This is a genomic window from Brevibacillus sp. IT-7CA2 (assembly GCF_949767855.1).
GTDB lineage: Bacteria > Bacillota > Bacilli > Brevibacillales > Brevibacillaceae > Brevibacillus.
On the sequence record NZ_CATKQT010000051.1, the window covers coordinates 1 to 21,297 of the forward strand.

At 48.1% G+C, this 21,297-nt stretch carries 22 protein-coding genes; 7 read left to right on the plus strand and 15 right to left on the minus strand.

The features are described from left to right. The first annotated feature begins 328 nt into the window (after window positions 1-328). A complete protein-coding gene (locus ACM6JA_RS23560; RefSeq protein WP_007720859.1) occupies window positions 329-610 on the plus strand; it encodes a hypothetical protein in 282 nt (93 codons plus the stop codon). 68 nt (window positions 611-678) lie between these two features. Here the strand turns inward: ACM6JA_RS23560 and ACM6JA_RS23565 are convergent, their stop codons facing one another. Genes ACM6JA_RS23565 through ACM6JA_RS23575 form a run of 3 tightly spaced genes read right to left on the minus strand, consistent with a single transcriptional unit; the run spans window position 679 to window position 3,892 of the window. Beyond that, a complete protein-coding gene (locus ACM6JA_RS23565; protein ID WP_173618447.1) occupies window positions 679-1,455 on the minus strand; it encodes a fumarylacetoacetate hydrolase family protein in 777 nt (258 codons plus the stop codon). A 42-nt stretch (window positions 1,456-1,497) separates the two neighbouring features. Then, window positions 1,498-2,697, minus strand: coding sequence for a tRNA uracil 4-sulfurtransferase ThiI (thiI, locus tag ACM6JA_RS23570; protein ID WP_007720861.1), 1,200 nt, complete (start codon window positions 2,695-2,697; stop codon window positions 1,498-1,500). A 25-nt stretch (window positions 2,698-2,722) separates the two neighbouring features. Beyond that, window positions 2,723-3,892 (minus strand): cysteine desulfurase family protein, encoded by a 1,170-nt coding sequence (locus ACM6JA_RS23575; RefSeq protein ID WP_414854327.1) that lies wholly within the window; start codon window positions 3,890-3,892, stop codon window positions 2,723-2,725. 276 nt (window positions 3,893-4,168) lie between these two features. On the opposite strand from ACM6JA_RS23575, the gene ACM6JA_RS23580 reads away from it, so the two are divergent. Further along, window positions 4,169-4,315 carry a hypothetical protein gene (locus ACM6JA_RS23580; RefSeq protein WP_414854328.1) on the plus strand — a complete coding sequence of 49 codons (147 nt, stop codon included), beginning with the start codon at window positions 4,169-4,171 and terminating at the stop codon, window positions 4,313-4,315. Between the two features lie 113 nt (window positions 4,316-4,428). On the opposite strand, the gene dapF is transcribed toward ACM6JA_RS23580, so the two are convergent. Beyond that, window positions 4,429-5,289 (minus strand): diaminopimelate epimerase, encoded by an 861-nt coding sequence (gene dapF, locus ACM6JA_RS23585; RefSeq protein ID WP_414854329.1) that lies wholly within the window; start codon window positions 5,287-5,289, stop codon window positions 4,429-4,431. Between the two features lie 141 nt (window positions 5,290-5,430). On the opposite strand from dapF, the gene ACM6JA_RS23590 reads away from it, so the two are divergent. Then, a complete protein-coding gene (locus ACM6JA_RS23590; RefSeq protein WP_414854330.1) occupies window positions 5,431-5,961 on the plus strand; it encodes an inosine/xanthosine triphosphatase in 531 nt (176 codons plus the stop codon). A 65-nt stretch (window positions 5,962-6,026) separates the two neighbouring features. On the opposite strand, the gene ACM6JA_RS23595 is transcribed toward ACM6JA_RS23590, so the two are convergent. Next, complete coding sequence (locus tag ACM6JA_RS23595) at window positions 6,027-6,608, minus strand: DUF456 domain-containing protein (protein ID WP_414854331.1); 582 nt, start codon at window positions 6,606-6,608, stop codon at window positions 6,027-6,029. A 97-nt stretch (window positions 6,609-6,705) separates the two neighbouring features. On the opposite strand from ACM6JA_RS23595, the gene ACM6JA_RS23600 reads away from it, so the two are divergent. Next, window positions 6,706-7,296 (plus strand): 5' nucleotidase, NT5C type, encoded by a 591-nt coding sequence (locus ACM6JA_RS23600; RefSeq protein WP_414854332.1) that lies wholly within the window; start codon window positions 6,706-6,708, stop codon window positions 7,294-7,296. Window positions 7,297-7,353: 57 nt separating this feature from the next. Here ACM6JA_RS23600 and ACM6JA_RS23605 read toward each other — a convergent pair whose 3' ends face one another. Beyond that, entirely contained in the window at window positions 7,354-7,578 is a 225-nt protein-coding gene (locus ACM6JA_RS23605; protein ID WP_007720868.1) for a DUF1540 domain-containing protein, read from the minus strand. A 52-nt stretch (window positions 7,579-7,630) separates the two neighbouring features. On the opposite strand from ACM6JA_RS23605, the gene ACM6JA_RS23610 reads away from it, so the two are divergent. Continuing rightward, window positions 7,631-8,461, plus strand: a complete 831-nt coding sequence (locus ACM6JA_RS23610) for an SDR family NAD(P)-dependent oxidoreductase (protein WP_414854333.1) — start codon at window positions 7,631-7,633, stop codon at window positions 8,459-8,461. On the opposite strand, the gene ACM6JA_RS23615 is transcribed toward ACM6JA_RS23610, so the two are convergent. After that, window positions 8,438-9,694: an MFS transporter gene (locus ACM6JA_RS23615; protein WP_414854334.1), complete on the minus strand. Its 1,257-nt coding sequence runs from the start codon at window positions 9,692-9,694 to the stop codon at window positions 8,438-8,440. The genes ACM6JA_RS23610 and ACM6JA_RS23615 overlap by 24 nt on opposite strands. Before the next feature lie 148 nt (window positions 9,695-9,842). Then, a complete protein-coding gene (locus ACM6JA_RS23620) occupies window positions 9,843-11,051 on the minus strand; it encodes an MFS transporter (protein WP_414854335.1) in 1,209 nt (402 codons plus the stop codon). A gap of 164 nt (window positions 11,052-11,215) precedes the next feature. On the opposite strand from ACM6JA_RS23620, the gene ACM6JA_RS23625 reads away from it, so the two are divergent. Both ACM6JA_RS23625 and ACM6JA_RS23630 read left to right on the plus strand, forming a co-directional pair. After that, window positions 11,216-11,950 (plus strand): ArsR/SmtB family transcription factor, encoded by a 735-nt coding sequence (locus ACM6JA_RS23625; protein ID WP_414854336.1) that lies wholly within the window; start codon window positions 11,216-11,218, stop codon window positions 11,948-11,950. Then, complete coding sequence (locus ACM6JA_RS23630) at window positions 11,922-13,241, plus strand: MFS transporter (protein WP_414854337.1); 1,320 nt, start codon at window positions 11,922-11,924, stop codon at window positions 13,239-13,241. Before ACM6JA_RS23625 ends, ACM6JA_RS23630 begins: the two co-directional genes overlap by 29 nt. Before the next feature lie 68 nt (window positions 13,242-13,309). Here ACM6JA_RS23630 and ACM6JA_RS23635 read toward each other — a convergent pair whose 3' ends face one another. The 7 genes from ACM6JA_RS23635 to ACM6JA_RS23665 are packed head-to-tail and all read right to left on the minus strand — an operon-like array spanning window position 13,310 to window position 21,295. Continuing rightward, window positions 13,310-14,746 carry a serine hydrolase domain-containing protein gene (locus ACM6JA_RS23635; RefSeq protein WP_414854338.1) on the minus strand — a complete coding sequence of 479 codons (1,437 nt, stop codon included), beginning with the start codon at window positions 14,744-14,746 and terminating at the stop codon, window positions 13,310-13,312. 33 nt (window positions 14,747-14,779) lie between these two features. Continuing rightward, window positions 14,780-15,892, minus strand: a complete 1,113-nt coding sequence (menC, locus tag ACM6JA_RS23640; RefSeq protein ID WP_414854339.1) for an o-succinylbenzoate synthase — start codon at window positions 15,890-15,892, stop codon at window positions 14,780-14,782. Beyond that, the gene (locus ACM6JA_RS23645; RefSeq protein WP_414854340.1) at window positions 15,873-16,880 is read right to left on the minus strand and encodes an ABC transporter ATP-binding protein; all 1,008 of its coding nucleotides are present in this window, start codon (window positions 16,878-16,880) and stop codon (window positions 15,873-15,875) included. Before ACM6JA_RS23645 ends, menC begins: the two co-directional genes overlap by 20 nt. Continuing rightward, window positions 16,877-17,866 carry an ABC transporter ATP-binding protein gene (locus tag ACM6JA_RS23650; protein ID WP_414854341.1) on the minus strand — a complete coding sequence of 330 codons (990 nt, stop codon included), beginning with the start codon at window positions 17,864-17,866 and terminating at the stop codon, window positions 16,877-16,879. Before ACM6JA_RS23650 ends, ACM6JA_RS23645 begins: the two co-directional genes overlap by 4 nt. A gap of 22 nt (window positions 17,867-17,888) precedes the next feature. Next, complete coding sequence (locus ACM6JA_RS23655; RefSeq protein ID WP_414854342.1) at window positions 17,889-18,743, minus strand: ABC transporter permease; 855 nt, start codon at window positions 18,741-18,743, stop codon at window positions 17,889-17,891. A 15-nt stretch (window positions 18,744-18,758) separates the two neighbouring features. Continuing rightward, window positions 18,759-19,679 (minus strand): ABC transporter permease, encoded by a 921-nt coding sequence (locus ACM6JA_RS23660; protein WP_414854343.1) that lies wholly within the window; start codon window positions 19,677-19,679, stop codon window positions 18,759-18,761. Between the two features lie 17 nt (window positions 19,680-19,696). Then, on the minus strand, window positions 19,697-21,295 hold the full coding sequence (locus ACM6JA_RS23665; RefSeq protein ID WP_414854344.1) for an ABC transporter substrate-binding protein: 1,599 nt from the start codon (window positions 21,293-21,295) through the stop codon (window positions 19,697-19,699). Window positions 21,296-21,297: the final 2 nt, after the last annotated feature.

Sequence of the window (21,297 nt, forward strand, 5' to 3'; positions counted from 1 at the left end):
TGTACCATTCGCCCGAAGGCGACTTTTCTATCTTATCATATCGCAGTTGTTATCGCAAGAGGTTTTTTTAACCATTTCGCTTCATTCAGCAGCGACAAGATCTAATATAACAAAATCACCAGGTGTAAGTCAAGTGTTTCTCTTAATTTTTTATCAGTGATTTTTTATGTGTATTGATTGTTTCGAGCAGAATTTAAATATAAATGAAATAAGTGAAAGAGTCAATAGGAAAAACGAATAGCGATTCTCTTTTTATTTCACACTATAACCGCTAGGCGTTTAATCTGCGTAACCGTGAAGTACCCAACAAATAAACGGCGGTGTTACTATGGATCCAAAACCAACCTATGAAGAATACGAAAACGACAATTACAGTGAATTATCTACTGTAGAGTCGCAGCGCAATGAAATCCTTCAGGAAGAATTCCCCGAGGGGCCATTTGGAGCTGCCACCAACGAAACTCGCTTAGGGAAAGCAACAGGCTGGGAGCCCGGACAACATTCCACCACCACTCGATTCACTTACGAAACACGGCAGATGCATCAAGATCTTCCTCGACAAGACCCATCCGCGCATCCCATTCATGATGATCCGAACAAAGAAGAATAAAATAAAAAAACCAAGCCCCCACTTCACACAAGCAGGGGGCTTGGTCGATCTTATCAAAGAATGTATGACTACTCCTCAGCCACTACATGCGTCGTTAAGGTTCCGATCCCTTCAATAGTTACCGAGATTTCATCACCTGGAACAAGCTCACCTACACCAGATGGAGTCCCGGTTAAAATAACATCGCCAGGGCGAAGCGTCATGACCGCAGATACGGCCTCGATCAACTGCGGAATCGAAAAAATCAATTGGTCAGTGCGAGCATCCTGACGCACTTCCCCGTTTACTCGTGTCACGATACGCAAGTTATGATAATCCAGTTTGGCCGCAATAGCAGGTCCAAGCGGACAAAACGTATCAAAGCCTTTTGCCCGTGTCCATTGCCCATCGCTCATCTGCAGATCGCGCGCGGTCACATCAATCGCACAAGTGAATCCCAAAATATAATCGTCTGCATCCGCAGCCTTGATCTTCTTGGCCTCTTTCTTAATCACCACGGCGAGTTCGCCTTCATAATGAAGGTTCTGCGTCAGCTTTGGATAGACGATGGGCTCACCAGGTCCAATGACAGTGGTTGACGGCTTCAAAAACATCAACGGTTCTTTTGGCAGGTCAATCCCCATCTCAGCCGCATGGTCCCGGTAATTCAATCCGATGCATACGACCTTACTTGGATCACTTGGAGCCTTCAACGTGACCTCATCCAAAGGTAGCTCTAGACCCGTCATGATCGGTTTTGCTGTATGGATTTTGTAAATATCCCCTTCAATCACGCGTACTTTGTGATCCTCTTCCACCATCCAGCCATGCTTCACCTTACCATTGCGCTCATAACGGATTATCATGTTTCCTTCTCCCCCGTGTCGCGATTTTCTCTATACCTGTATTTAGAACAGATCGGTTGTCGTTTCTTTTGGCTTCGTTGTAATCTCTTCTATTTCAGTTCTCGCTACCGCATCCTCCACTAACGCTTCTACATCCAGCGCTTCCTCAAATTTTGCGGCGAGGCGAGGCTTCGGTCGTGTCACAGGATTTTTCGGTGTAAACACTGTGCAGCAGTCTTCATACGGCAAAATAGACAGCTCGTACGTATCGATTTGGCGAGAAATGTCCACAATGTCTACCTTGTCCATGGCGACGAGTGGTCGCAGGATCGGAATCGAAATCACCTTGTTGATCGTGTCCATGCTTTCCAAGGTTTGCGACGCGACTTGACCGAGGCTTTCTCCTGTTGCGAGTGCCTTGGCATTGGTATTTTCCGCAACACGCTCTGAAATGCGCATCATGAAGCGACGCATGATGGTGATCAAATAGTCTTCTGGACATTTTTCACGAATAGCGGTCTGAATCTCAGTAAACGGTACGACGTGAAGACGAACAGTTCCTCCCCATTTTGTCAGCTTATGAGCCAAGTCACGCACTTTTTGCAAAGCGCGCTCGCTCGTAAACGGATAGCTGTGGAAGTGGATCGCTTCAAGCGTCACACCACGCTTCAGCATCATCCAGCCAGCGACAGGACTGTCGATTCCCCCAGATAGAAGCAGCAGTACTTTTCCGCTCACCCCAACTGGCAAGCCACCTAGTCCCTTGATGGTTTCACAGCTAATGTAAGTACCCTCTGTGCGAATTTCTACATTCACGATGGCATCTGGCTCGTGCAAGTCTACACTAATCGCTGGCAGTGCGCGCAAAATATGCGTTGCCACCATTCGATTCACTTCCATAGAAGGAATCGGATAGCGTTTATCAGCGCGACGAGAAACCACGCGGAACGTACGCGGTTGTGGATTCAATTGACGAACCAACTCCAGCGCTTTTTCCTTGATCGTTTCAATATCAGGATCTACTTGGATCGTCGGACTAAAGGAAGAAATACCAAAAACGCGCTTCAATCGTTCCATAACCGCATAAGCATCCTCACCGTGCAGCTCCACATACATCCGACCGTAATTGCGTCGAACTTTTACTTTAAAAAACGAGCGCAGTACGTTTCTCACACTTTTTACAAGTGCCTCTTCGAATTGATCGCGGTTTTTCCCTTTAAGCGCCAACTCACCATAACGAATTAAAATAACATCGTAGTTCATGTTTATCTCCTTTTAGTTGTCCACACTATTTTCTAAGAGCGGGGGCAGGCTGTTGTTTTATATAGGAACGAAGCACACTGACGCATTCCTCTAACGCCTTCAAAAACTGCTGAATGTCCTCCGCTGTATTTTCACGGCCCAGACTGACCCGCAGAGACGACAACGCGCAATCCCGCTCGATGCCAATCGCAGTCAAAACTCTGCTTGGCTCATTGACTTTGGATGAACATGCGGACTTGGTGGATATCAGAAAGCCTTTATCCTCCAAAGCATGCAACAGGACTTCCGCTTTTACTCCTGGTACTGACAAGTTCATAATATGGGGAGCCGTATTCGTTTCCGGGGTATTCACTATGCAACCTTCAATCGTTGCAATCCCTTCACGAAGCTGTTGATTCAATGTTTGTAGCCTAATCATCTCGACGCTGCCCAGTTCTTCTAGAATCCGGATTGCTTTTGCCATACCAGCGATGGCTGGTAGGTTTTCCGTTCCTGAGCGAACACCGCCTTCTTGACCGCCACCCATCATCAACGGGTGAATGATCAAGCCTTCTCGTTTATACAAAATGCCGACTCCTCTGGGGCCGTAAAACTTGTGAGCAGAGACGCTCAACAGATCAATCCCTGATTCCTTGATGCGCAAAGGAACTTTCCCAACTCCTTGGACAGCATCGACGTGAAACAAGACTTTCGGGAATTGCTTCAACCATTGTCCGATTTCCAAGATCGGTTGAATGGTTCCCAACTCGTTGTTCACATGCATAACCGAAACGAGAATCGTATCCGGACGCATTGCTTTCTGAACAGCTTCTACCGATACGCGACCTTCGCGATCTACCGGCAGATACGTCACAGTAAACCCTAGGCCTTCCAACTGTTTGCAAACATCGTAAACAGCCGGATGCTCTACCTGCGTCGTAATAATATGTTTCCCTCTGTTTTGATATTGAAAGGCTATACCCTTGATCGCCGTATTATTGCTCTCCGTACCACCTGAAGTAAAAATAACTTCACTTTCTTTACAGCTCAAATACTGAGCGGCAACCTTTCGCGCCTGCTTCAGTACATTTTCCGCCTCTACTCCTTTTTGATGCAAAGAAGACGGGTTTCCATAGTAGCTTTCCATCGCGCGTCTAACGGTTTCAATCACTTGAGGATGAGGCCGGGTAGTCGCACTGTTGTCCAAGTAAATCACCAGTACACACCTTCCTAAGGGCAAGATGCCCGAATACTACGCTTCATCATAACATGACTTTTCGTAAAGAACATACAAAGTATTACACTTCTCGACCTTATTTTTCCCCGATTGCGTTGCTCTCAAAAGACCAAATCAGACAATCTGAACAACCGTTCACAGACTATTCACGGATAAAGCGCTTACATCCAAATATAGGCTATTTACATTGGTTTGGCCTTTCGTTAGAATAGTCAATAAATTTAGATAAAAAACGACAACAAGGAGAGAACCACCATGACAGCACAAGCTATGCAAGAAGAAATCAAGAAGATGGAAGCAGAATTGAAAAGACTGCAAGCGGAACTGGCGAAGATGAACAAAAATGCCCCTCAGTACGATCGCACAGATGTCGCATACCTAAATGAGGTGTACAACGCGTGACGCTCATTCGAATTCGATAGCGTGGTGACGGCATGAAGGATTCGCCGTGACCACGCTATTTTTTGTGAAAAAACCGCTCCTGTCGATTTCGACGGAACGGTTTTGGCTTGCTGTTATTTAAATGGGATCTCCCCCAAATACTTACCAGAAAAAACTTCAGTAGCCGGACCCGTCATATAGACGCGGTTATCCGCTTCCTTCCATTCAATAAAGAGATCGCCTCCTGCCAGGTGAACAGTGACTTTTCTACCGGTCTTTCCACTCAAGTGGGCAGCTACTGCAGCAGCGCAAGCTCCTGTCCCACAGGCAAGCGTGACACCTGATCCCCTCTCCCATACACGAAAAAAAATTTCCTCCTGATTCAATATTTGGATAAATTCTACATTCGTTCGTTCAGGAAACCATTCATGATACTCGATCAATGGCCCGTAGTGACGAACATCTTCTTCCTTCACTTCATCCACGAAAAGGATGGCATGAGGATTGCCCATCGAAACAGCTGTCATCGTGAACGCAGTTCCACCGACTTCGATTACCTCTTCTCGCACTTGCTCTTCAGGAATGCCTGTCATTGGAATTGCTGCTCGCTCAAAACGAGGCTCTCCCATATCTATTGTTACTTGATCGACCTTACCGTCTGTTCCAAGCGATACGACAGGAGTAACGGTCCCACCTAACGTCTCCACGGTAAACGTTGTTTGCTGAGTCAAACCGTGATCGTATACGTACTTGCTCACACAGCGCAAGCCGTTTCCGCAATTTTTTGCTTCGCTGCCATCATTGTTAAATACCCGCATGCGAAAGTCTGCTCGCTCAGATGGCATAATGAGGATCAGTCCATCGCCCCCAATGCCAAAATTCCGCTCGCTCACCCTTCTAGCCAATTCGGGTAAATCTACACCCGACAAGTCTTCCTCAAAACAGTTGACGTAAACGTAATCATTACCCAAGCCATGCAGCTTTGTAAATTTCATCGTCCACTCCTCTTTCTCTTTCGTATGCTAGGTCTGACTCTTTTCTATGCATTATCTTATCACAACCTAGAGAATCGCGGTCGAATCAAAAGGTGGTATACTACCACTAGCATCGATGATGGAAAGAGGTGGAACAAGCCGTTGGATTATCATATTTTCCTCTATGCGCTCGGAACGAAAAATGAAGCAAAACGTCTCGCTGTACAGAAAGCAACCGGAACGGAGCCTTTCTGCATATCTGTCCCCTCGGGCGTAGCGGCTCAGCCGATGAGTGAAGAAGAAACGATTACAGGAGCAATCAATCGAGCAAAAGCTGCACATAGTCAAACCCCAGAAGCAGACATTGGGCTAGGCTTGGAAGGCGGGCTTATGTACGATGAGCAGTTTACAAAACAGTGGTATTTGATTTCCATCTGCGCAGCCTGGAATGGAAGTGAGTTATTTATTGGAAAAGGATTGGCTTTTCCTATCCCGAATCAAGCCGTTCACCGAATCCAGCAGGAGCAAATTGAGCTCAGTACCATCATAGATGAATGGGGGAAAACCGTCGGCAGTAATCATCGCGGCGGCGCCTATTCCCTGTTAACGGATAATCGCGTACGTCGTTCCGATGTGTTTTGTGACGCCGTTATCGCAGCAATTACGCCTTTCGTCTCCTCCTTGTACAGATAGCAGTGGTGCAACACAAAAACCTCTCCGACTGAATGAACCGGAGAGGTTTTGCGGTTTTGATGCTTTTAGCGAGCCGTATAGAACGGGTAGATGACTAAAGCGCCCAAAATGGCAATAGCACCTACGATCATCGCCCAAGCTCCGAGCGTCTTCGAGTTGCGTCGATACGCCAGGTAGCCAAGCACCATACCAATAGGAGCCACCAAGTACGGCATGAGAAACAGGGACAGGATCGATAAGCCCAAGCCAGTCATCCCGATACCGCTGGCCCCATTTTCCCGGTTGTCCTCGTCTGTGTCGATCTCACTGGCAGCACGACTGGTCGGAAACGGCTCGGCGATTTCCGCCGCCGCCTCGATGTCGTCATCTCTGACTTTGGCGACCCGTGAACGATCCTCTTTGGTCAGGACAACGCCATCCAAACGCTCCGAAAAGTCGTTTCGCTCCTCATCCAGCTCGCCTGTATAGCGCTCTGTCAAGGAATGGGGGTCATAGTGAATCCTGCGCCTCGACCGCTCTTCCTCTTCGTCAAAGACGGCCTGTGTCCAAGTATTCGCTGCAAACTCCCTGTCGTGCTGATCAACCGTCTCGGAAAAACCGGTATCTTCCTTCCGCTTCGCATCATTACGTTCGTGTCGATCCAACATAGCATGCTCAGCCCCTTTTTTGGTAAAGGATTAATTAAGTGAAGGAAGTAGCCTTATTGTCTGCCTACGTTGTACAATTTAAACGGGAGGCGAGAGAATGAAACCAGACAAAATCCTAACCATTGGCATTGATATTGACGGTACAGTCACATCACCTAGCAGTATTGTTCCGTTGATGAATGAAAGCTTTGGAAGAGATTTACGATATGAAGATTGTGTGGAGTACAATTTAGCCAACGTGTATCAAATCACGGACGCAGAGTTTGAGATGTGGCTGGATCAAAACGGGGAGCGCCTTTATGATGGTGCGCCTGTTCACGGAATTGCCGATCAGGTTTTACGCGATTGGTTTACCTCCCACAAGCTGGTATATATAAGTGCTCGTGAGGATCGTCATCGCGATGTGACCTTACAATGGTTTGCTCACTACAATATCCCTCACCATGAAGTGGATTTGATTGGGAGCCACGACAAGCTGTCAGCTGCTCGCAAATGGGGCGTGGACCTTTTTTTGGAGGATCGTCTGGAGAACGCTTTGCAATTGTCAGAAGCGCTGCAAATTCCCGTGTTCTTGTTTGACACTCCGTATAATCAAGCTTCCCTTCCCCCGCTTGTCCATCGAGTCACTTCTTGGGAAGAGGTTGCCCAAAAGGTCAACGAGCTTTTTCCGGCCACGACAAGCGTATAGGTCAATAGCAAAAAGACGTATCACCATTGAGGGATACGTCCTTTTTGCGCCGAAGCGTTATTTCTTTTCGGATGTCTTCGGCTTGAACGTCAGACAACAGGTTTCAGACGATGTCTTTGCCTGATCCTGATGCTGCGTGTTTTGACCGTACTCGCCCGCGAATTCTTCTTTCAAGTTTACGGTGGCGTGTGCGTCAATTTCTACCATGATCTCTTCGGCGTTGCAAAGGTTTCCCTGCGCCCAGTACTCACAGTTTGCTACAGAACATTTTACTGCTGGCATGTGCATTCACCCCCTAGAGGCTAGCCTTCACAACAACTCGGGGGCTTATACTTTGCCATTCACAGTGGAAATCAAAACTCTACACAAGAAAGAAGTGGATGACATGTCGACTCCCCGTATTGTCGTCATCACCGGGGCTTCTGGTGGCCTTGGTCTAGCTTTGACACGACTTCATTTGGAAAAAGGAGATTGTGTCATTGCCACGAGTCGCAAAGACATCAACGAGAAGCTCGTTTCGTTACAAAACGCTTATCCGAATCATCTCCATCATTACCCGTTAGACGTCAGCAGCAACGAAGACATTCGGCAGTTCGCTGCATGGGTGCACATCCGCTTCGAACGTTGCGATTTTCTTTACAACAATGCCGGGATGGCCGTCTTTGAACCGCTGATCGAAATGCGGGTAGAGGCGTTGGAAGAAACACTGCGAACGAATATTTCCGGTGTTCTCTACACGACCCGTGCCTTTTTGCCGATGATGCTTCAACAAAAGCAAGGTCATATTATTACGGTTGCCTCCCTTGCCGGACAGGTCGCAACAGCCAAAGCTGCAGTGTATGCAGCCAGCAAGGCAGCTGTCATCCGCTTTAGTGAAGGATTGCGCCACGAACTGCAAGGCACTGGAATTGCTGTGACGTGTGCGATGCCAGGGCCGATCGACACACCCTTTTTGGATAAGGCAGACAAAACGGGTAGCTATCGCAGCAAAGTGAGTCGGTATTTGTTGACACCGGAACAAACGGCAAAGGCCATTTATCGAGCGGCGGAAGCAAAGCGTCCGGAGGTTGCCATGCCATTTCGTCTGCATGCGCTCTCCCGCATTTACTTCCTATTGCCTGCGTGGCTAAAACACCTCGTCTCACCTCTCCTCAATCGGAAGTGATGAGGAATCCTCCAAGTTTTTCAATGCTCCGAATGCAATAAGGCCGAAAATGATACATACGGCTGCTCCGGCTCCAATGATCCCTTGAACGCCCAAGAAGGGTATGAGGAAGCCAGAGACAGCCGCTCCCGCCGGCATTCCTGTCCCTGTAATCGTGCGAACACTGGTCAATACCCGCCCCAAGAGAGCATCGGGCACCTGCTTTTGCAGATAGCTTCTATACATAATGTTATAAGGAGCAAAGCAAAAGCCCGCCACAACCATCGAAGCCATCGCGATCTCTAACCTCGAGAATAATGCGATCGGCAATGTGGTCAATCCCCACGCCACGATAATCCCCGCTAGCGTCGACCCCAACGGAAGTTTCCACGTAACCGTCGAGAAAAACAGAGAGCCTAGTAATGCCCCGACTGCTAAAGAAGACCACAGCATCCCTAATGCAATAGATCCTCCTGCCAAATCCTGATTCGCATACAAGGGTAGTGCAATTTCAATGGGACCGTACGACATGTTAAACAAAAACGTAAAGAAGACAAGAATAACCAATTGCTTGCGTCCAAATATGTAGCGATACCCTGTCCGCATGTCACTCAAGAGAGACCGAAAGAACACTCCCCTTTGGCCTTTTGCAATCGTTGTAGGATTCGCACTTTTCGTAAGCTGACGCGGCAGCCGGGAGAAGCAGAAGGCACATACAAAAAAGCTAGCCGCATCGATCAACAGAACATATGCTTCCCCAATCAACCCGATTAAAACACCCGCGAGTGCCGGTCCAAACATATAAACAATTTGCCATTGCGTTTCCATCACGCCATTTGCTTTGACCAATTGGTTTTTGTCCGAGACGATTCTCGGCAACAATGTCTGCGCCCCAGCTGTGCTCAGCGGAGAAAGAATTCCTGCAATCACAATCAGCACGTATATCACAAATAGCGGAACTTGATCGATCTGCAATAATACGACCAACGCTATAAAAATAAGTCCTCTCGCCACATTGTCCATCATGATAAGCTTGCGTCGATCAAACCGATCCAGCAAAACTCCCGCTACTAACCCAGCAAAAACAGCAGGGAGCATATACGCAAGAACGACCCCACCCATCGCAGCAGGTGAGCCTGTTTTATTCATGACAAACCACGTCAAGCCCATCCAGCCAAACTGATCCCCCAGACCAGATAAGAACATCCCCAGCCAATACCAGCGAAATGAACGCTGCCGCCATAATTCCTTCATGCTGCATCTTCCTTTTTCTCTTTTTTCCATTCATTGTATAATTACATTCATACTTTTTCAACAATTATATTTATTAAATCTAAAAGTTTCATTTTGTATAAAAAAAGAGCCTCTGCTCTAAATAAGCAGAGGAATCTCTCATTGAGCCTCACTGTACATCCGCTATCTTTTGCAACATACGACGGCTCCAAAGCCACAGAAGTCCTGCTGCAATCCCAAAGAAACCAAGCCACACGGAGACAGCGGCACTACCAATCTGCTCCGCACTGAATCCGAGAATCAAGCAGCTCGCAGAAAAGCTTCCCATAGTGGCCATTTCCCGAATGGAAAAAACGCGAGCCAAATAAGCAGGATCAGATAATCGTTGCAACTTCGTTACTGACAATATCGATGAGCTAAACTGAGCCGTTGATGCAAAGAGGATGGCGATTGCCAGTCCAAGTAGTGGTTTCGCATGAAACACGGCGATAATCGAGCATCCCATCGCGACGAGTGCCCAGCCTTGGACACGCCACGTTCCCTTTTCACTCAGGCTGTCAGACAGCTTATTCACCGCAATCCCAGCGATCACACCTCCGAGGCCCAACGGAATATCCAAGAGTCCGAATACGTACAAGCCCTCTCCCCGCTCCGTAAGAACATAGTACATCAGCATAATGTAATAGGCGCCACATACCCGTTCCGCCATCTGATAGCCGATCACACTGCCGATTTCCCGATGTTTACCGATGTAACGGAAGCCCTCTTTTAGCCTTTCCATAAAAGATACAGCCGCTTTCGATACAACATTGTTGGCGATATACGGAAGCGGAAGCAAGATGAACAGCGACAACAAATAACAGGCGGCATCGAGCAAAAAGTTGTAACGGTAGGAGAACAAGTAAACCAGAACTGCTGCCACACCCTGACAAACAATAATGAGAAACGAAGTCGTCCCCTGCAAAAGGGAATTGGCAGCCAGCCTATCCTTTTCCGCCACGGATTGTACGATCGCTACTTGCATGGCTGGTTGGAAAAAAGCACTACAAATATTGACTAAAATCAATAACAAAAAAGCCACCCATAAGTAGGTCGCAGATGTGATAAAGAAAAACAAACTGACGAGAATGCCGCGAAGCAAATTGACGACAATCATGACCCGCCGTTTATCCCAATTCTCCACAAGCGTCCCTGCGAAAAAGCTGGCAAATACATAGGGGATCATGCGAAATACAGTACCTGCCGCAAATGAAAGGCCCGATCCACTTAAATCATGTAAAAGTCCAACGACCGCAATAAATGTAAATTCATTTCCGATGATGTGTACAATGTGGGCCGTATACAAACGGCGAAAGACGGGATGTTGTAAGATCGCCACAAGAATGCACCCTCTCACCGTTTTCAATATTGTAGCATTTGTCGAAAAATAAGCGCAAATCCATCTTGCGAAACGGATAGTTTTGTTGTTACAATACGTTCAAATAAAACTGAACGTCTAAAAATAACAAAACATTCACGTTCAGTGAAACGAGGTTGATCGACTTGAAACGATACGTAGTTGTGGAAACTTTGGATCAATTAAAAGCTGTCAGCGATTCCTTGCGCCTACAGATCATCACAATGCTGGTCAAGGAGGAATCCACAGGCAAGCAGCTCGCGACTCTTCTCTCCCTTTCTCCCTCAAAAGTGCATTATCACCTGAAGGAATTGGAAAGCCACGGCTTCGTTGAGGTCGTGCGTACGGAAGAAAAGAACGGGATCGTGCAAAAGTTTTATCGGGCTGTTGCTTATGACTTCAAGGTTAGTGATGATTTGCTGCCTTCCCTGCGCGAAGACAGTATCCTGTTGCAGGAAACGATGATAAATCACCTGCGCTCCAGTATTAATCGCCTGTATAACGCACCAGACGAGTCATTCATGCTCTTTTCGGATCAAGAGGATCGTCCTCCTGCAATTGCAGTTAGCTCCGAAGTGAGAGCACCTCGAAAAGAAATATTTGCTTGGCTCACTAAATATAAGGCTTTACTTGAGGAGCTATCCGAAATGGAAGATCGCTACTTAGAGAGGATTGCTGCTGGAGAAGTGGAGGATACGCTTGAAAACTTTTACATGGTCACGGTCGGGTTCATGACGAATGAACGTTACTACGTCGCAGAAGACGATTCCTTGCCAGATAACTATGAGCACCAACAGTCTGAATTCAAGCATTACACCAGCAAGATTGTCGTGAAGAAAAAGAAGGAGGAAAATGGAGATGAGCACTCTGGCGACAAATAATTCCCTGTGGAAAAATGGATCGTTTGTCCGGTTATGGAGCGGCACTTTATTTTCGGCAATGGCTGACGGAGCTTTCTTCATCCTGCTCAACTGGTATATCGTGAATGCCATGGGCTCAGGAGCAATCCTGGGCACGACTTTGATTTGTCTTTCCATCCCCCGTCTCCTCTTTATGCTGGCGGGCGGGGTGGCTGCTGATCGTTTGAATCGAAAATGGATTATGTTTTCCTCCCTTTTGGTTAGAGGAATTATTTTAGCCTGCTTCAGTTTGCTTATGCTTCAAGGAAATAGCGACTGGTTCCCAGTGAGCCTGTACGTCATGGCAGCTTTATTCGGAACAGTCGATGCATTTTTTTGGCCAGCACGCAGCTCGATTCTGCCCTCTCTTGTCTCTCGAGAACAACTTGCACCAGCTAACAGCTTAATGGAACTATGCCATCAGATTAGCATGGTTGCCGGACCGGTAGTTACTGCCTTATTAATTGGAACCGTTAGTTATCCGATCATGTTTATGCTCTTGGCATGCACCTTCTTCGTAGGAACACTCTTTGTACTCTCTCTCCATTCACACTCATACACCAAAGATACGACTTCAGAGTCTACAACAGAATCAAGGGCAAGCTCATATTTCAAAGATATCGTGGGAGGAATTCGTTTTACGTATTCAATCCCGATCCTCGCACTTATTTTAACAACATCACTGTTCACCAACATGATGTTCTCCGGCCCAGTTAACATGATCATTCCCATTCATGTAAATGACCTCGGATGGGACGGGAGTGCTTTTAGTTCACTCAGTACCTCACTTGGAGCGGGCATGATTGTCGGCGGTATTTTGACTGCATTGTTTAAAGGATTCCGTGGAAAATTTATGTTACTCCCTGTCATTCTCGGATGTATGGGAGTTGGAATCAGCTCGTATTATTTCATTGAGGAGCTTTCCTTTGGACTTGTCTCTCATTTTCTCATCGGAATGGCACTCAGTATGACGAATATTCCGTTTATCACCTACATTCAAAGTATCGTCCCAACCAACATGCTCGGTCGTGTCATGTCTTTGCTTTCCTTGATGTCCGTCGGCTTCGGGCCAGTCAGCTATGCACTGTGCTCCTTTCTTCTCGCCAAAAACATCACAACACCGGGGCTTCTATTATTCTTTGGCGGTATCATCTTTGTAAGTATCAGCCTTAGCCTGTTCTTTTTCCGCTCGTTCCGGAAAATGGAGCAGCATCCGAACTGGAAGCGACCAGCTATGGAGGAACAGCAGCTTCCTTCCACCCTTTCGTCTTAAATCTCTTCTATATATAGAAAGAACGCGCACCACGCAAGCATAGCTCTTGCAGGTACGCGTTTTGCTATTTATACGGTTTGTTCTTTTTCGGCAAGGACCTTTATCAGTTGACGAGCCCCAAAGCCCATCCGTGTTACTACCCCTGCCGCATCGCGGACGAATTGGATAAACATATCCGTTTCTCCCCGCTTCATGACGAAGCTGTCTTCTCCTACTGAACGAAGTGGAATATTCGTTCCATTAGTCTTGGCTACCAGCTCGTTCTCTTCGATTTCTACCGATACAGTTGCTCCTTCGGACGAGCGGAACTCCCCTGTAAATGCAGCAAGTGCATCTACAGAAATTTCATAATCCGGATATGGGAACGGCACTGTATCCGGAGAGCGTCCATTGGTTGCGTTTAAAATGCCATGCATCAAATCGGCCATTGGCCCGCCATCTGTGTTCATCAGTACGGCTCCTGTCAGGCCCCGCTCCGGTAAAACAAAAATTTGTGCCGCCACTCCCTTGATCGCTCCACCATGCTCAATGAGTGTTCCATCATGGCAATTGGCTACAAACAATCCATAGCCGTATGCTTGAAACGGCGAAATCGAGAAATGAGGCGCCGTCATGGCCTGCACACTCTCAGGTGAGAGCAAGCGATTCTCGCCCACCAGTCCGCCCGTTCTAAAAATTTCCGTATAGCGCAATAGATCGTGAATGGTCGATTTCAGAAAACCAGCGGCACGCATTGATGGTGAATCCCACCATGAAGGGGAACGATATACCTCACCGCCATCCTTCGGGCTTTTTCGGGTAAACAAGGTAGCTACCTCTGCCCCCTCTGGCAAATCTTCGACGAGAAAAGCACTGTTCTTCATCCCTGCTGGCTCCAAAATATGGTCCTGCACAAACTGCTCGTAGGAAACCCCGCTCACTCGCTCAATAATCAGACCGAGCATGGCATAACTGTCGTTGGAGTAGCTAAACTCCGTCCCTGGCGCACCTAAAAACTCGTAATTCAGCTTGCCGATATAGTCCATGAATTCTTCTTTTGTATTGATCTCTTCCGCTTTATCGAGATCAAAAGCAAGACCGGAGCTAGAGGACAGGTCATCCCCTCCCTCCACAATGCTTCTTTTCATTGCACCCGCTAATGTATCCAAAGGAGGAAAACCTGCGGTATGTGTCATCAGATGATGGATAGTCATCTCACGGGTATAAGCTTCATTAGGCGTGCGGAGCTCAGGGAGATACGTGATGACCGGATCATGAACGGATAGCTGACCTGCGTCCTGAAGCTGCATAATGGCCACACATGTAAAGGACTTGGTCACGGAACCGATGCCAAACACCGTATCAGGGGTTAATGCTTTTGCATCCTCTGTGTTGTCTGCCAAACCGAAGCCATGGAAATACCTCAGCTCTCCTTGCTCTGCCAATCCGACGGCTGTTCCTGTTACTTTTGCCTCTGCAAGTAGCTTTTGCGCATATTCCTCAAACGACTGTACCCAATCCGCCATGTTCCTTCTCCCCTTTTCATGTAAGCTTTTGGTTTAAGGCCGGAAGTTTGCCGTACGAATCACATAATTGCCGATCGCCTTTTGGTTCAGGGTATAACCGATGCCCGGGGTATCTGGAACTGCCAATTGGCCGGGAGCCATCAGCTCTACTCCATTCTCCACGATGTCTTCCTCCCAGTAACGGCTGGAGGCGGCTGTATCACCTGGGATTGTAAAATTCGGCAAAGAGGTAATCGCAATATTATGTGCGCGGCCTACACCCGACTCAATCATGCCTCCGCACCAAACCGGAATGTCGTGTGCCTGACACAAGTCGTGAATGCGTTTTGACTCTGTTAGTCCACCGACCCTCCCCACCTTGATATTAATAATGCCGCAGCTGCCTAGCTCTATCGCTTTTCTGGCATCATCCACATTGTGAATACTTTCATCGAGACAAATTGGAGTGGACAGCTCCCTTTGCAGCTTGGCATGATCAATAATGTCATCATGGGCGAGTGGCTGTTCGATCATCATCAGCCCATATTGATCCAGCTCCTTCATCACATCCAAATGTTCCATCGTGTAAGCGGAGTTCGCATCCGCCATCAGCGGGACACCCTCGCCAAAGCGTTCGCGGATTGCTCGAATCACCTCTACGTCAAAGCCTGGCTTGATCTTTACCTTGATCTTCTTGTAGCCCTCACCGAGATGGCGCTCTACTTTTGCTAAAACTTGATCGACAGTCGGTTCAATACCGATGCTAATCCCTACATCGATGACAGATTTCTCGCCTCCTAATGCTTTGGCGAGTGAGATTCCTTTTTGCTTGCTGTAGAGATCCCAGATCGCGCCTTCTAAAGCAGCCTTCGCCATGTTATTGCGGCGAATGGGAGCAAACAGCCGATCCACATCCTCCGGGGTCTCGATTTCACTCGTGAACAGCTTCGGTATCATAAACTTTTCCATCATGTGCCATGCTGTCTCTGTCGTTTCTTCACTATAATAAGGAGCCGACATTGCCACACTTTCTGCGTACCCTACCTCTCCCTCTCCATACACACTGACCAGAATGAGCTCCTTGATGGTCGTATGTCCAAAACTCGTTTCAAAACGGAAACGAAGTGGCATGTGTAGTTGCTGTAATTCAATTCGTTCGATTTTCAATGTACTTCATCCCTTCTGTTCCATATAAATGACAAGCAACATAATGTTGTGGCGAAGCAAGTGTAGCGACAGGACGCACTGTGTGGCAAACATCCGTAGCATATGAGCACCTGGTATGAAACGCACATCCAACAGGAACATTCGCTGGAGAGGGAACATCCCCGGAAAGAACGATTCTCTCCTTCTTCCGAAACGGATTGGCTTTGGGAACTGCTGACATGAGCGCTTCTGTGTACGGATGCAACGGGCGCGTAAACAAATCCTTTTTGCTGGCGATTTCGACGATTCGTCCGAGATACATTACCGCAATTCGGTCGCTGATGTGGCGAACGACACCTAAATCATGTGAAATAAACAGATAGCTCAAGCCTAGACGTTGCTGCAAATCCTGCAAAAGATTCACGATCTGCGCCTGAATGGAAACGTCAAGTGCTGAAACCGGCTCATCTGCTACGATCAATGAAGGTTCTACCGCCAGTGCTCGAGCGATCCCGATCCGCTGCCGCTGCCCTCCGCTAAACTCATGGGGAAAGCGAGTAGCGTATTGAGTATTCAGTCCGACCATCTGAAGCAGTTCTTTTACTTGATCGCGCCTTTCTTTCGCAGACATCTGCGGATCTTTGACGCCTAACGCTTCCTCCAAAGTCCCTTGCACGGTCATCCGTGGATTTAACGACGCATACGGGTCCTGAAACACGATTTGCATTCGTTTGCGGAGTGGACGAAAACGTACAGCTGACATATCCAAAATGTTTTGCCCCTCAAATTCAATCGTTCCACCCGTCGGCTCAATGAGTCGCATGATGCTGCGACCAGTCGTTGACTTGCCACAACCGCTTTCTCCTACCAACCCAAGCGTTTCTCCTTTTCGCAACTGGAAAGAAACTCCATCGACTGCCTTGATCACTTCGTCGCTATTGCGAAACATTCCTTTGCTAATGGGAAAATACGTCTTTAAATCGTTTACCGATAACAAGATATCACTCATACCGCCATCTCCTTGTTCTCGTACAGCCAGCATCGAACGGCCTGTGTGCCTGTGCCCGTTGCCTTAAGCGGCGGTTTTTCTTGGTAACATCGCTCTTCGGCCTGGGAGCAGCGGAAGCGGAATGCACAGCCTTGTGTCACTTCACCCAGTAGCGGGACACTGCCTTCAATCGGATCGAGGCGCAGCTTTTCCTCCTCATCCAGATCGGGGATGCAGCGTAAAAGCCCAATCGTATACGGATGCTTCGGATTCGAAAACAGACTGGCAACGTCAGCTTCCTCTACGATCTCCCCGTAGTACATGACAAGTACACGATCAGCCATTTCAGCTACCACTCCCAAGTCATGCGTAATGAGCAGCAGGGAGGTATGGTCGTTCTCCTTCAGATCGTTCATCAGTTCCAAAATTTGCGCTTGAATGGTCACATCCAGTGCAGTCGTCGGCTCGTCCGCGATCAATAAATCCGGGTTGCAAGCCATCGCCATAGCAATCATGACACGCTGTTTCATCCCACCTGATAGCTGATGGGGATATTCCCGCATGATGTCTTCTGCCCTCGGCACGCCCACTTTTTTGAGCATCTCAATCGCTTTTGCTTGGCGTTCTTTTTTCGATAAATCGGTATGCAGCTGATACACTTCCTCCAGTTGTCGGCCGATCGTATGAACCGGATTGAGTGACGTCATCGGTTCCTGAAAAATCATCGCGATATCTTTTCCGCGAATGTTGCGAAGTTCACTGGCACTCAACTGGTTCAATAAGGTATCACGAAACCGAATGCTTCCCTCCATCTGTGCATTCGCCCGGGACAAGAGCCCCATGATCGCCAAAGACGTCACGCTTTTTCCACAGCCAGATTCGCCTACCAGTGCGACCGTCTCACCTTTTTTCAGTTGAAAAGAAATGCCTTGCAGCGCTGGCAGCTCGCCCTTATCCGTCTTAAACTGCAAGCGTAAATCAATTACTTCCAAGAGTACCTCTTTCATCAGCTCGTGCCCCCTTCATCCATTACCTCGTTTTCGGGTCGAATGCATCCCGTAATCCGTCACCTAACAGATTGAAGCCAAGGACAACCAGCATGATGGCCAATCCAGGAAAAATGGACATCCACCAGGCCTGACTCAAGAATGCCTTGCCGACAAAAACCATGGCTCCCCACTCTGGCATCGGCGGTTGCGCACCCAGTCCGAGAAAACTCAAGGCAGCTGCCGCCAAAATACTCACACCGAATTGAATGGTGGAAAGCACGATGATCGGGGAGAGAATATTGGGTAAAATATGCTTCAGCAAAATCTGCCAGTCCCTGATCCCCAGAGCGCGAACAGCCTCAATGTACTCTTTTTCCCTTATGGATAAGACCGCAGAGCGAACGACCCGCACATAGGACGGAATAACGGCAATGACTACCGCGATCATGGCATTCGTTAACCCAGGACCCAAGACCGCAATGACAGCGATTGCCAGAAGCAGTGCAGGAAGTGACATGAGAATATCCATGCCCTGCATGATAAACAGATCCACACGACGATAATAGCCAGCGATAATACCGAGCGTTACACCTATCAAGGTAGAAAGTACAACCGTTATCAAACCCATCAGCAAAGAAATTCGCCCCCCGTGCAACAAACGGGAAAAAATATCTCTGCCGAAATCATCCGTTCCGAGAAGATGTGTCAGACTCGGAGCGCTTAATCGGCTGTTAAAGTTCATTTGTTCGACAGGATGAGGGGCAACGACTGGAGCAAGAAGCGATCCCAGTGTAAAGACGATCAGGATGACCACACCCGCCATGGCTGTCTTATTGCGTCTCAGCCGTTTGCCCATCCCTCCCCAATACGACTCCGGACGATTACTGTTCACCATTCATCCGCTCCTTCCTTAGTCGAAATGGATTCGCGGATCAATCCGGCTGTAAATGAGATCCACGATCAAATTGGTTAAGGCAAAAATCAACGCCATGAAGAACACCATGCCCTGTATAGTCGGCATATCCCGTTTACTGATCGCCTCAATCGCCAGGCTTCCGATTCCTTGCAGAGAAAACACGGTTTCCACCACCACTGCTCCAGCCATGAGCGCACCGAACTGCAAGCCTAACATCGTGACAACAGGAATAATGGCATTCGGCAGACCGTGGCTCAAAATGATTCGGAAAAGCGCCGCCCCCTTGGCCTCGGCTGTCCGCATGTAATCCTGCTTGATGACTTCCAGCATGCTGGAGCGGGTCATACGGGCGATCATCCCTGCTTCCGCCATTCCCAAGGTGATCGCCGGCAATAGCAGGGAGTGAATCCCCTCATAGCCGGAAATCGGAAACAAGGCTAGCTTGTAAGCAAAAATCCAGATGAGAAACAAGGCAATCCAGAAGCCGGGTGCCGAAATACCGAGTAATGAGGTAAGCACCACAAGCCGATCGATGATGGTGTTTTGCTTGACGGCAGCAATCGTGCCTAACAAAATACCGAATATTGCGGCAATGATTACGCTAAGGATGGCAAGCTGCATGGTGATCGGGAAACGGTTCATAATCTGATCCCATACCTTTTCGCCAGTGAACAACGATGTTCCCAAATCGCCAGCGAACAGGTTTCCGACAAACCGCATGTATTGCTGCCACAGGGGTTGATCAAGACCAAGCTTCGCTCTCATTTGACTGATGGCCTCTGGTGTTGCAAACTGTCCAAGTATTTGTGCTGCGGGATCGCCCGGAATGAGGTGTACCATCAAGAAGATCAGGACGGATACGCCAAGCAGTGTACCCACCAGGGAAAGTAATCTTTTTACTATATATCGGCGCATGCCTTCACCTCCGTTGTCTATTTTTCGAGCGTGACATCATGCAACGTAATACCTTGCGTGAACGGATTGACTGTAAAGCCTTTGACCCCGCGAGTTGCTACAACCGTCTCACTTACCCATAAAGGGACCCACGGTAAATCATTTAGCAAAATCTCCTGTGCATCTTCGTAAATCTTGAGACGCGCCTGCTCATTCATTTCCAAACGTCCTTTGTTCAGTAAAACATCCAACTCAGGGCTGTTGTAATGAGTACGGCTTGTTGAATTGCTCTTTTCAAAGATGAGGTACAAGATATCAGCATCAAACCAGCCGTAGTACATCAAAGCCATGTCATACGACTTTTTCGAAATGCGCTCTTTGATGGTTGTCATTTCTTGCACGCTGATTTTCATATCAATACCGGCTTCTTTCAGCTGGCTCTGCAAAATCTGCACCGCTCGCTGAAATGCTGGCTCTTGAGAGACGAGCATTTCTACAGACAACGGTTTTCCGTCCTTATCTACGATTCCATCCCCATTGCTATCCGTCCAGCCTGCTTCCGCTAGCAACTCCTTAGCTTTGCCTAAATCTCTCGTATACAACTGCTTCGCCTTGCTTTCAATCGCTTCACTGTAGCCATAAATGGTGGGTGCCAATGGACCATAGACCGGCTTGCCGAATCCGTTCAACGCTACCTGAACAAGTGGATCTCGATCTACGGAGAGGGCTACTGCTTTGCGCAGACGGACATCTGAAAACAACGGGTGCTTATTGTTAAGTGCGATGTATTTGTTTCCAATGTCCATCACTTTCTCAATCTTGACTCCGGGCAGTGTCTCCAGCTCCGCAACCGAGTTCGGCGGCGCATCGTACAACACATGGACCGTACCCTTTTTGAATTCCATCAGGCGCGTATCATCGTCTTTCATAAGCCGGAACATGATGCTGTCCAACTGCAGAGGACCTTTGTTGGTAGCGTACTCCGGTCCCCAGTTATAATCAGGATTTTTCTTATAAGTGAGCGAAGCACCCCGCTCGCGTTTATCAAAGATGATCGGCCCCGTTGCAGATGGGTTATTTGCGAAACCATCCCCTAATTCTTTTGCCTTTTTGGCGTCAAGAGGCGAGACTAATCCACCGACAATGACGTTCACAAAAGGGGCAAACGGTTGGCTAAAATGCACCTTGAGCGTTTGCTCGTCTGTTGCTTCCACTTTTTCAATCGGACCTGCAAGCCCCTTCACAGGCGAAATGGCAAGCAAACGGTCAAATGAATCTTTTACGGATGCTGCCGTCATTGGATCGCCAGAGTGATAGCGGACATCTTTGCGGAGGGTAAATGTCCAAACCTTGCCGTCCTGCGAGATTTCGTACTTCTCTGCCAAACCCGGATGGAGTTTGCCTGTTGCATCGCGGGTCAACAGAGGCTCGTATATTAAACTGTTTTCCATACTCAGCCAGCTCGTTTTGTGCATATCAAGCGAGTCTGGGTCCGTCAAGGAAGCGATGACTAATGTGTTACCTTTGGCCGACGTGTCATTCCCCGTTTGATTGGTCGGCTGTGAGGAGCAGCCTGCAATCAACGCCGTTGCTACAAATACACTCAAGGCCCCTTGCTTCCACTTGTAAATCTTCATGT